Origin of the sequence: Chryseobacterium artocarpi (assembly GCF_001684975.1) — a bacterium.
Taxonomy (GTDB): domain Bacteria; phylum Bacteroidota; class Bacteroidia; order Flavobacteriales; family Weeksellaceae; genus Chryseobacterium; species Chryseobacterium artocarpi.
Genome location: NZ_MAYH01000002.1, coordinates 1 through 12,649 on the forward strand (window position 1 = coordinate 1; position 12,649 = coordinate 12,649).

Here is a 12,649-nt window from a genome sequence, read left to right on the forward strand (position 1 = left end):
TCCGCTTTGTAACGAAGCAATCTTTCTGTCAGTGTCGCTCCGTATTTGCGAGTGCAAAAGTAAAACTTTATTTCGTAATGACCAAATGTTTTGAAAGAAAAATTTAAAGTTTTTTATGTAACCTTAACTCCTTTCTAAACCTTAATCTATCCACTCCTGCGCTCCCGTAATTGGGATTGCAAAGATACAAACTTTATTGTAACCCGCAACTTTTATTTAATAAAATATGCAAAGTTTTTTTGTTTCTCTCTTTTTGAAGTAATATCGTCTCTGCTTAGTTAAAAGCTCTTCTGCGCTACTGAGATACTCTCGTTTTCAGTGGGGCAAAGATAACAACTTATAACAACACAAAACAAAATTATTTAACATAAATTTCATGGTGAATTCATATTTAGCACTAAACAGCTGGTTTAAAGGTGGAAAATTTTAAACATATGTTTGAAGGAGTGGGATCCAAGAGTATGAGGGCTGGAGTGTGGGTGGGTTTTATCTTTGGGCTAAAACCTATGTTGAGATTTATTTAGTAAACGGGCTAAAGCCGGTTCTAGTGAATGGATTGTGGTTGGGCATATTTTATTTAAATACATAGGCATGGATTGCGCAGAGAAGTATAGATGTTTTAGGAATATTATATATAGGAATGGAAATAGGGAGCCGGAAACTTGGAGACATGTACAATAGCTTGAATCCTTCATAAAATGAATGGTTGACTTTATTATATATATAGAGAGGCGAAAGTGAAAGTATTGTTAGGATAACTACAGGATAACTAATACGGTAATGGATGCCTACAATGGAGACTATCGATATATTACTTATCATTCATTAAAGGCACTTCTCCCCTAGCCCCGATAGAAACGGTTACCCCACAGCATACGCTGGAGAGTTTTAGGCTTTGGAGGTGGAGAGCTAAGCGCGAGGAGTAAAAGTGGAGAGCGGGAATAAGCTCCTGAAAAAAAAACAGAATTTTGAGAGTTTGAATATCCGAGAGTGGGAGGTTTGAGGAGAATATGGATATTGGAGAATCAATACAGATAGATACCTCATCCGAATAAGATTGATTTTTACAATAGAATTAGAAAAATCGTTTGATCAAAAATTTATAGGTCCAATAACCAATGAGACAACCTACCGTATCGGCAACGATGTCTAAAGTTTCCATAGATCTGCCTAGTCCCATTTCTTCCTGTAGAATTTCGGTAAGAAATGCATATATAAGGATGATCTGGAAAAAGTATGAAAATTTTATTTTTGGGAATGCGGCAATGAATGAGAATCCTAAAGCTGCAAATATACTTACATGCAAAACCTTATCAATACCGCTGAACATAAACCAGTATTCATGATTTTCTTCTCCCGGCTTGAGGAGCATATAAGTAAGAAATGCCCAATAAATGGGCAATATCTTACTAAATATTTTTGAAATCTTATCCAATGATAGCTTGGTAATCTTCAGCAGAAAGTAATTCAGACTGATCTGCACCGTCAGCAAGTTCTAATTTGATGATCCATCCGTTTCCATAAGGGTCTGTATTTAACAGTTCAGGCTGGTCTTCTAATTCTGAGTTGAATTCAATAACTTTTCCTGAGATAGGTAAGAATAAATCTGAAACAGTTTTTACTGCTTCTACACTTCCGAAAACGTCTCCGCCATTAAGATCATCGTCTACAGTATCTACATCTACGTATACGATATCTCCAAGTTCTCCCTGAGCAAAGTCTGTAATACCAATTGTAGCTACATTCCCCTCAATCTTGATCCATTCGTGATCTTTAGTGTACTTTAATTCTGATGGTGTGTTCATTTTTAAATTTTTATTTTGTACAAATGTATTCAAAATTCTACTAGCTTCAAATATTGGATATAAAAAAAGTCCTTCAAAACTGAAGGACTTTTAATTTTATGTTATTTCTAGAATCCGCCACCGGAATCTCCGAATGTAAATGTAGCGGAAATACCTGCTCTGATCGTAGACAGCGGGAATGCTGTTGAGATCTTGTACTTGGAAGTCATCTGTTCGTAGAAAACTCTTAGGTTCAGGTTTTCGGAAACATTATAGTCTGCAGAAAGCTTGATATTCATTAATCTTTGTCCTCCTGTTACCTGTGCATCATTCAACAGAATGTTCATAATGGAGGTTTTGCTGTCTCTTAATGAAATATCTCCTCTGATGTTAAGATCGCTTCCCTTTCCTCTTGTTCCTCGTCCTCTGATATTAGCTGTTCCTAATCTGAAGTTTCTGATGATGTATCCAAGTCTTACTACATATTCTGAGTTTGAATCTTCAGTAAGGGTGTGGTTTACTAATCCCAATACCATCATTCTGTTTTTATTATACTGGATTCCAAACTGCATATTGTTTCTCATTGTAACATCTATCCCTAAAAGCGGCGAGAATGATTCTACATACCCCACCTGAGCAAAGGTATATGGATTAATTTTATCTCCTCCGTTTTTATCAATAACCCCAGCATCGTCTACAGTCTGATAGAAACCGTTCGGATTGCTATGATAGTCAATGTTTCTTTGAATTCCTGTTGCAGTATAAGTGGAAGTATATACATGTGAAATGTCAAATTTTGTAAACTGTCCGCTGATCATTGGAATATTCTTTAATCCTGAATACGTAATTCTCCAGTTTGGCAATGGCATTCCTGATTTTTTAGGATTACCCATCGGTGACATAGATCTACCTTCAAGAGCTGCTCTAAATGCAGGAATCAATACATAAGAATTGGCAATACTGTAATGTTTCGCAAATCCATCATTTCCTATTTCTGCGTTAGGTCCTGCCAACTGTAATGACATTATTCTTGCATTATCCCTGATCGCCTGATAAATTGCCTGTCCATCTTTAAATGATGAATTAAGAAGTACCGTAGAATTGGAATACGTTGTCATATCCGTAGCGAATGTAAATTCCGGATCAGGAACTCCTCCGTTGGTATAATTGAATCCTGTATGGGAGAAATTACTGTTATAATTATGCAATACGTTAAAATCAATTCTTAAGTCATTCATTGGCATCATCTGTAGATTCGCTCTGAATTCTTTAGTAGACGTTCTTACATATGGGTCTGTCATAAACTCAGAGTTACTTACCCAACCTCTTTCCATTACTGTTCTTCTGATATCAGCCTGAGATCCGAAAAGGAATCCGATTGTAGGACCTCCTAATGTCTGCCCTGAGCCATACCAGTTAGGCGCTGACAATAATCCAGGAAGTACAGTACCGTTATTTTCCGTATAACTGAAATCTAACTGCTTGAATGATGTCAGGAAGAATGCTGCACTTTGAAGTACGGTAAGCTTATTCTTAAATTTATAGCTCTTGTATCTGTATCTGTTTTTTTCCCATTGCTTCGTATAAACAGTATTAAGGGAATCCATTTCCTGCTTACGTTTCTGTAGTTTGGTACTTATATTTTTAAAATATTTGAACTGTCCGAAGAACTTAGGAATATCTGCCGTTCCTCTAGCTTCTAAAACACTTGTGTTTTGCCCAATAGAGCCTAAGCTTTCTACTTTATTATTGTTTGGATTTACCATACCATATAAAGCAGTACTTCGTGCGTTCCAATTGTATGTAAATGCATATCCTAATTCTGCTTCAAGGAAATCCATATAAGGAAGGTACTGGAATGGCAGTTTATAGCTTAACTGTGCTTTATGATTATACAACACAGGTCTTCCTGCTCTGAATACATTTCCGAAAATAGACTTGCTGTCCATCCCGTTTACATCAATGTTATCATTAAGGGTTCTGGTTGCTGAACTAATCTCTAACTTCAATGATTTTGTGAAATTGAATCCTAATCCATACTGCCATCCGAAATAGAAGTTTCTGTTTCTGATCGCTTCCATATCTCCACCTACATTTCCTCCTAAGATTGCTTCAATATTTCTGAATTCAAGCTCGTTGTAATTTCTGTCAATTTCTGTTCTGAAAGATATTCTTGTAGGGATAGGATTAATATTAAATTCTTTCACCCATCTCAGATACTTGGTTGATTTTGCAGTATCACTTATCATTTTATTGAATGGTTTCACTGACCAAGGTGTGAAGGTATAATTATAGTCAATGTATCCTCTCAGATACTGTCTGTAATTTCTCTTTGTATAAATATCTCTGAAATAGTCATCGTTGTATACCGCAGTTACCGAAACATTTTCAATATCATAAAACTTATTCTTTCTGTTTTGGTTCACTTTCTCTTTACGCATATTCACAACTCCGATACTTCTTTGTTGTGTATATGTTCTTGCTACTTTTTTCAGTTGTTCTCTGTTTGGAGCTTTGCTGAATTCCACATCGGTATCTAAAGGATTGTACTTCGGATCTTCGATTGTTTGGGAATACGAATAGTTTAATGGAATTTTAAGTCCTGTTTTTTCCGGAAGAAGTTTATCTACATTCACCGCAGTATTAATACTGAATGCTGATTGTGTAGACTGGTTTCTTTCTGCCGGTTTTGAATCAATATTTCCAAATCCTACTGAAGTATAAGATGCACTGGTATTTACCGTTGCAAAGTCTCCTAGGTTAAAGTTTAAGCTTGCATTCGCTGCGTAACCTCCATCATTATCAATATCAGAAAGACGGATTTCATTCACCCAAAGAACTCTACTGATAGGCACTGGCGGTAATGCTCTGGCTACCCCATTTTTGATACCAACCATGATAGTTGTAATATTACCTAAACTAGGACGCCCTTTAACGTAAATTCTTTTAAAATGGTCGCCCGGTTCAAAAACAGGATCTAAAAATCTTTTTGCAATATCATTAGGATACGCCTTATCTCTTCTGATCTTGGCATCAACAAAATTCTGAATATCAAGATTCACTTCATTTTCCATTGGCCATATTTCCATTGGAGCAGTAGCATTCCGTGAAGTTAAGTCCAAAGATGCTTCATATTCATAATAGTTATCTGTAGCATCACTACCGAAACGAATAAAGAATTTCGTATTCTGATCAAACCCTTCTTTTGCTCTCAATGCATCATGTGCATGTACAAACAGTTTAAGTTTTTTATACCTTCTCATATCCAAAGTAGTATTCTTAAATACTCCTTTAGATTTACCAGAAGCAAGGTCACTAACCTTCATATATAATGATGCTTCATTCTGTCTCTGTGCTCCGGCATTTCCACTTAAAACCTGTCTGTCAATTCCCGGAGGTAACACATATGGAGGTGTGTTAAGTGCATTCTCTTCAATGTTTACACTCCCTACTTCAAGCTTATTGATTTCAGTATCTTCAACTACTCCTTCATCTGTTGCCGGATCTATAGGTTCGCTTGAATAAGTAGCAAGGGTATTGGTATATTTTCTCCAGTCTGATCTTACAAGGTCCATTGTACCAAATCTCAATGTAGAAGTATTCTCAAATCCTGCTAACATTAATCTTGCAAATCTTACATTATTAAGTACGTTTGGTTTGCGGGTTCCTTCCTGAGTATCATATTGAGAAACCGGTATTCTGAATAAGAACCATTTCACATCAGAAGACTGACCATTCTGGAAATCTGCTTTTACAGTTTTTACGTCTACGATATTGTTTGTTCCCAGCGCAAGACTTGCCTGATCTAATTTTACTACATATTGGTTATAGTTTTCAACCTGATCAAGGTTATAATCTCTGTTGATATCTTCTGCATCCGGAGATTGTGAAGATACATTCAGTGAATTTGCTTCTGAGTTTCCATCAGGGTTTCTGAAATATTTATATCTCTGAACCAATGAAGCAGCCTGACTTCCTGTAAATTTATCTGACAAATAGAATACAAAGTCATCCACAGCAGGGTCTACAATATTGGTTACCGGATTCACAAATGTATTTCCAAATCTCATTGCTTCCTGATCTGAACTTAATCCGTCATATCCAACATCCTGAGTTTTTCTTTCTTCTCCTTCAGTAGAGAACGCATATAAAATTGGAGGTTGTTTTGGCTGTATCCCCCAATTTGAATTGGTAGTGGAAGATGGTGTTGACAGAGTAGGAAGTCCGTTTTCGTACAACATTTTTCCATCTTTAAGGATGTCTTCAGAAACGTTTCCTAAGTGTAATAAAAGTCTTGCATTTGTACCCAACTGATTCCCATCAGCGTAAGGGTCCATCATCCAGAATTCTACATATTCAATATTTGAACTGATAAAGTTCGGAACACTGATAGGTCTCATAATCCCCGCCCATCTGCTTTCCGGAGTTTCGGATCCAGGGTTTACGTTGTATGGTCCTTTTTCTCCCGGATAGTAAGAGATATCGAATGTATTGGTATAAGTTTGTTCTCCTGCTACAAAGTCTCTGTTATTATAAATCTCAGAGTATTGTACTCTTCTTGAAGCGTGATTTGATACGGATTGTTGTGTAATTCCTGTAGGTGCTTTTCCTCCAATTCCCCAAAATCTCGGATCAATATTATACCATGATAATAATCCTCTTCCATAGCCACTTGTCAAGTCATCGCTCGTTGGTGGAATATTAAATGGTGCTATCGAATTTTTTTCCGGTCTTGATGCTAAGCTCCACGCTCCTGGTTCCTTTAAAGAGATTTTAGAAGTTGTCTGTTCAAAATCGTCAATATAAGACTGGCTATTGGTTGCTTTATTCAAACCTGGAATAAGGTAAGCTCCCTCCATTCTAAAATTAATATTGGAAGGTGCTTCAGTTTTTACTAATGGAAGTTTATCTGTAAGCCTGGTCAGGAATGGTGCCTGATTGTTATACATCAAATTGATACCAGCCATCGTATTATTCACTGCTTCCTGTCCGAAGTTTACTTTCTGGGTAAGCGGTGATTCTGAATAGTTGACAACTGTACCTCCTAAGATAAAGTTCTCATTGAATCTCCTTTCTAAATTTAATCCTAAGAATCTTTTTCTTTGAGTATTAAATGTCAATTGGTTTTCCAATGAAATATTAATAGCCTGCCCCGATTGTTTTACGTTTTCATTAATGATCGTAACGGTTCCAAGCATATAATCTACGGTATAGTCTACCCCTTCGGCAAGCTGTACTCCATTTGCAGAAACTTTTACAGATCCCTGAGGTACATTTACTGCTCCCAAAGAAATACCTTGCCCCTGCACTCCTTTATATCTACCTTCGATGGTATAACGTTGAGGAACCTGAGATTGACCTCCTGTAGGTTTTACCTGATCATAAATACCATGTAATACATATTGGGGATCATTAGTTCCTAATACCTGTTGCATATAATCACCGAAAGGCTGTACTTTAGTAAAGATAATTCTACCAGTTTCCGGTCTGATTGTCACCCCATTCACAAAGTCAAAAATTCCATCTCCTTTGGTACCGTCTTTATTGTTCTGAATATCTCCATTCATGTTCAGACGATCCCAGTTCAATAGTTTTAATAAGTTGATATCCTTTACAGGTGTATCCGGCAGGTAATTTACTTTACCACCTGTTTTTTGATCTCTGTAATACACATTAAGCATGAAGTTATCCGGAGATACCTGTCCTGCATCTAGGGAATAAATATTCTTCATCATCAGATCCCACATTGGAGAGCTGGTGTCTGTAGTATTATTTGATCTTAAAATTTTAGTAATCAGAACAGGGCTTTCTTCAGAAAATTCTCCTACTTTAAATACTTTGTTGCTTCCATTCACTGTATATGAGTATGATACAGCGAGAAGTTGATTGTCATTTAATTTTTGGTTCAAAGAGATATACCCTAGCTGTGGCTGGAATGTATATTCATTGGAATTCAGCCTTCTTGCTTTAGAATTAAAAGTATAATGTTCACCATTTATATATGGTTCCGGAGTTCCGGGAAATATTTTTCCTTGAAATGTTGCGCTATAATCCTTGCCTGACTCTCTGGTTCCTGCTGCTGCTGAAATAGCGTCATATAATCCGTTTAGAGAGTTGTCAGGTGATGAACCTCCGTTTTCACCAAGATCCCTGATCCCGATCACACTCTTTTGATAAGCAAGATTACTATTTCCCTGATCCAATACCCAAACTTCTAATCTGGTAATGTTGATTGTTGAATTGATCTGTGGATAATTAAGTAAGGCGTTATCATACTTATTGAGGAAGTAATGTCCTAAAAAGTAGTGCTGGTTCTCTTCATAATCAATGGCATTGACTTTAAAGTTATTCATCACACCACCCCCTTGTACAACAATATTTCTGGCTTCACCCTGCTGTTGGGAAAGGACAACTGTTCCAAAGGTTTTTCCTAACTGGAATTCAGTCTTAACCCCGAACAAAGATTGTGATCCACGGATTAAACTTGTTGAAAGCGGCATATTTACGTTACCAAATTCAACTCTTTTAATAATTTTATCTTCTCCTCCTTCGTTGGGTTTATCAACATTCCCAAGCCCTTTACTCTGAAGATCTTTCCAGCTTCCTTTAGCCTGCCAAACGAGATTCATTCTGTTTTCAAAAGCAAATCCACTCTGGGTGTCATAATTAGCTTTTAACTGAAGGTTTTCTCCTACTTTACCTAATAATCCCAGCTGAATTCTCTGGTCTATATCAAAAGTAAAGCTGGTCCTGTTCTGTGGCAGGATCAGCGGGTTATCTATTTTCTGGTAAAGTCCTCCGAAATCAATGGATGCGTATCCTGAAGGAATGATCTCTATTTTATTTCCACCGAATATGGTTTCAAATAGCTTGTTATTGATCATTAATGAAGGGATGAGTCCTTTCTTTCTGGCATCAGTTTTGTCTTTTCTGAAAAGGAGATTATATTTATCAGATTTCTCCTTATAATACGCTTTTGTCTGGGTGGCGAGCATATATTCTTTATACTCTTCCGGAGACATGGCTGTAGGAGGACCTGTAATTGTATTTCCTATTTTGGGATATACATAGTACATCCCGGTTTTGATATCGTAGTAGGCTTCATACCGCGTGGGGTCTGCCACTTCATATTGTTTTCTTATGATCGCCGTGTCTTTCGTCTGCTGTGCAAAAGCATTTACAGACATAAACAGGAACGATAGGAACAAAAATATCTTAAAATGCTTATTATTCGCCACCAAATGTTAAATGTTTTTTAAAATTTGTTTAACCAATTCTTCAACCGAGACGCTTGGATTTTGTTTTAAAATTTTATCAGCAATCTTCTCACTTGTTCGTTTAGGAATTCCTAAAACTTCTAATGCAGATAACGATTCTTCCTTGATTTTATTATCCACTGCGGCTGAAATACTCTCAGCAGGACCATTGAATTTCTGTACTTTATCTTTAAGATCAACAATAATTCTTTCGGCTGTTTTGGCTCCGATCCCTTTTGCTTTCTGTATCAGTGCACTATTCCCTGAAAGTATGCCGGAAGCAATTTCGTCAAGGCTTAGAGTAGACAACAGAATAAGTGCTGAAACAGCTCCTACTCCATTAACACTTATTAACAGATTGAACATTTCTTTTTCTGAACGAGTGTTAAAACCGAACAGAAGGTGAGCATCCTCACGGATTATTTGTTGAATGAATAGAAAAGTTTGTTGATTTAAAACCAGTGTCTGTGAGGTCATTAAGCTGATCCCAACATAGTATCCAACGCCTTGTACGTTGATTACCGCATAGGTAGGTGTAAGTTCTTGAACTGTACCTTGTAAAGAAAATATCATTATTAATTTTTGAAACTCCCCAAATATAAAAATTTAACCCCCAAATACAGCATTAAAGGTTAAAATAAATTGTTTTTAGCAGTTAAGGATATTTAATTGCATCTGATAATTCTATCGGATTGTTGTGTTTTTTAAGGGAAGATTGAAGATTTTTTGTCATTTCTCTAAAATCAGGCTGAATCTCATTTCCCTTTTCATCTTTAAATTTAGCTTTTATATTTCCCGACTTCATTTCTCTGAACGGATCGTTATAATAATCTATTAATATTTTCTTCAGGTTATTGTAAGAAACTTCAAGAGGTTTCGGATTTATATTTTCCAATTCCATTTTATGGAAAGTTTTTTTGAGACCTGAAAATGCAAATTCATAGGAACCGCGAGTATCTTTCATATACACAATTAATCCTGGTAGTCCTTTAAAAACATAAGGTCCTTCCTGAACCGGAATCTCCTGAGTAAACCAAGCCTCCCAGGTTCTTCCTTTATAATTGAGCGTTGCTTTTTGGCATTTATAGCCATATTTTTCCGCTACTTCTTTCTCTATTTTCCAGTCAAATTTCGGTTGAGTTGTAAGTTTATAAGTATCTCTAAATATAAAATAATACTGGGAAGCGGTATTTTGACCTTTCTTTATAACATAAAAATCCGGATCACCCATAGCGAAGCCAGTAAATCCAGTACTTCTTAAAGAATCTAAACTGTATTGTTTTTCAGTAAGAAACTTCGATCCTTCATTCTGAATAAGGAGAACCATTTTCTTAGTAACATTTTCTGAACTTAGGGAGTCTTCTTTATAGACCAGATTGTAATCTATTCTCATATCCTGTGAATACAAGCTATGAAAAACAAAAAGGAGGATACTTACTATTAATATTCTATTGCGCATGGTGTCTTAGTTTATTCGTTATTTTCTATTATTCCTTCTATATGATAATACAGGTCTTCTTTCTCAAATTCGGGAGGATAAATATACTCATTAATAAAAACGGAAGGTGTAGAGATAATATTATTCATGGAAAACCATGTATTCAAAGATGTGATTGTATCATCATTCTTATTAGAGAGATGTTGTTTTTTATCTTTCCATGGTTTAAGGTTTTTATTTTCAAACCAGAAATTGAATGCTTTCATAAACTCTTCGGATCCATCTGATAAATATAAATTTTGAAGAATATATAAAGGTTCATTTTTGTCTTCAACAGGATGCTTTTTAAAAAAAATATTTATTCTGATTTCTTCTTCATAAGCAAAGAGTATCTTATTGATTGTTTCGCATATATCTTTGCACATTTCGCAGTAAAGGCTTGTAAATATCGTCAATTCCTGTTCACTGTTTCTATTCCCAAGTACAATCACAGCTTCAGGTAATTCTTTTTTTTCCTCCGTATGTAAAGTATTAATAAAAAGGTTATAGTTTCTGGCAACTCTGTTTTTTCTTATCAGCTGATCTTTGATGTGTTCATTTTGTTTTAAATAAGCTCTAATCCTTAGCCACAAAATAAGGATTAACAAATAAAAAACGGCATATAAAACCAAAGGTATAATGGGTATTACATTCATATCACATCAATAAAATATATGTTTGTAAAAGTAAAACAAGGATAATCCCAATGCATAAAGGACATATTTTTTTGATCCTGAATATCTGATAAAACAGTGAATATGCTATGACAGGAAAAATGACAATCAATAAAATTTTCTGTATCATGATTAAAGCTCCGTCATTGTGGCTTGCTTGCATAAGTAATAAGCTAATGATATTCGAAAAGAAATAAACTAAACTGAAATCTCCGAAATTTGAGACAAAATTTTTATTTTTCGTATCGTTGATGAGTGAGCAATCTGTATAATTCCCCGAGCAGACCTTGTTTACAATATGATTTTCTATTCCAAATATTTTCCTTAGCGAAAGCACAGACAGAAAAAATCCACATAACGATAAAAGCAGATAGATAAAAGAAAAATGATTTATCTGGTAAGCTGCAAAGATCAATAACATCAGAAAAAGACCTACAATTACCCAGAGAATATGTTTGTTATTACGTGTCGTTTGAGGCTTGGAAAGTGTTTCATCGATTAAAATGACAATATTATTCCACTTTGAAAGGAACTCATTTTCATTCAATTTATGTTTTCCGTTGATGAGATATCCTGTATTTATTTTCTCCACAATAACTAATTCCGACTGGTTATCTTTAAGCTCAACATATGCTAAAAAGTCATCGGGTAGCTCATGTACTTCTGAGTTTTCAATTTCTATTGCGTAATTATAGATGTAATTTACATTGAGTGCGCTTATGATAGACATCAGACTTGGAAAAGCAGGATGCGACTGAATTTGGGAGGTAAATGTTTTTCTTTCTAAAAAAATATCTTTTTTCTTCAGGTATTTCAAGATATTGTCTATACTTTCAGCCATACTATTTTACAGATTATTGAAAGTCTACAGCATTTTTATCCCACAAACTCTGATTAAGATCAAAAAACAAGTTATTGACTTCACGATGAAATTTTTTAAACTGAGGATCTTTTTCATCTGGGTTATTCAAATTAATAAACCTTATCACTCCCCCATTACTACATTTTCTATAAATATCAACAACATTAAACTTTCCGGAATCATAGGTATACAAAACACCATTACCTAAATCCACATCCAGCTTTCTATTATAATCCTGCACCACATTTTCCAATGTAACGTCTTTATAATAGAACCCCAGCAAATTATTATAGATACTCATATTGGTATACATAAACATAACCTGCTCACCGGAAGCTTTTCTTATATTCGCTTTTAGAATATGATCTATATCTTTCGTTGTAAAGAAAACATACTTTTCATTTACTTTATTAAACTGGTAGTCTGAATAGGTGATAAACTGTATATTTTCATCAGAAACTTTTATATGATGAAGACGATTGCCATCCTCATTATTTGATGCGGGAGAATGTTTTAAGTAATAATAATTTTTACAACTCTGCATTAAAAAACTTACACAAAGTAATCCTATTAGTCTTATCAGCTTTCTACTCATT

8 protein-coding genes are annotated in these 12,649 nt (G+C 35.2%); all 8 read right to left on the reverse strand.

Translation table 11 applies throughout. The features are described from left to right. Positions 1-1,075: 1,075 nt before the first annotated feature. Positions 1,076-1,402 carry a VanZ family protein gene (locus BBI01_RS03690; protein ID WP_065393450.1) on the reverse strand — a complete coding sequence of 109 codons (327 nt, stop codon included), beginning with the start codon at positions 1,400-1,402 and terminating at the stop codon, positions 1,076-1,078. 25 nt (positions 1,403-1,427) lie between these two features. Further along, entirely contained in the window at positions 1,428-1,805 is a 378-nt protein-coding gene (gcvH, locus tag BBI01_RS03695; RefSeq protein ID WP_045492676.1) for a glycine cleavage system protein GcvH, read from the reverse strand. 107 nt (positions 1,806-1,912) lie between these two features. After that, positions 1,913-9,022, reverse strand: a complete 7,110-nt coding sequence (gene sov, locus BBI01_RS03700) for a T9SS outer membrane translocon Sov/SprA (RefSeq protein WP_498365965.1) — start codon at positions 9,020-9,022, stop codon at positions 1,913-1,915. A gap of 6 nt (positions 9,023-9,028) precedes the next feature. Continuing rightward, positions 9,029-9,613, reverse strand: coding sequence for a Holliday junction branch migration protein RuvA (gene ruvA / locus BBI01_RS03705; protein ID WP_065393360.1), 585 nt, complete (start codon positions 9,611-9,613; stop codon positions 9,029-9,031). An 82-nt stretch (positions 9,614-9,695) separates the two neighbouring features. Continuing rightward, positions 9,696-10,499 (reverse strand): GLPGLI family protein, encoded by an 804-nt coding sequence (locus BBI01_RS03710; RefSeq protein WP_065393361.1) that lies wholly within the window; start codon positions 10,497-10,499, stop codon positions 9,696-9,698. 11 nt (positions 10,500-10,510) lie between these two features. Beyond that, on the reverse strand, positions 10,511-11,173 hold the full coding sequence (locus BBI01_RS03715; RefSeq protein WP_065393362.1) for a thioredoxin domain-containing protein: 663 nt from the start codon (positions 11,171-11,173) through the stop codon (positions 10,511-10,513). Position 11,174: 1 nt separating this feature from the next. Beyond that, positions 11,175-12,032, reverse strand: coding sequence for a vitamin K epoxide reductase family protein (locus tag BBI01_RS03720; protein WP_065393363.1), 858 nt, complete (start codon positions 12,030-12,032; stop codon positions 11,175-11,177). A gap of 13 nt (positions 12,033-12,045) precedes the next feature. Then, the gene (locus tag BBI01_RS03725) at positions 12,046-12,648 is read right to left on the reverse strand and encodes a hypothetical protein (protein ID WP_123862078.1); all 603 of its coding nucleotides are present in this window, start codon (positions 12,646-12,648) and stop codon (positions 12,046-12,048) included. Position 12,649: the final 1 nt, after the last annotated feature.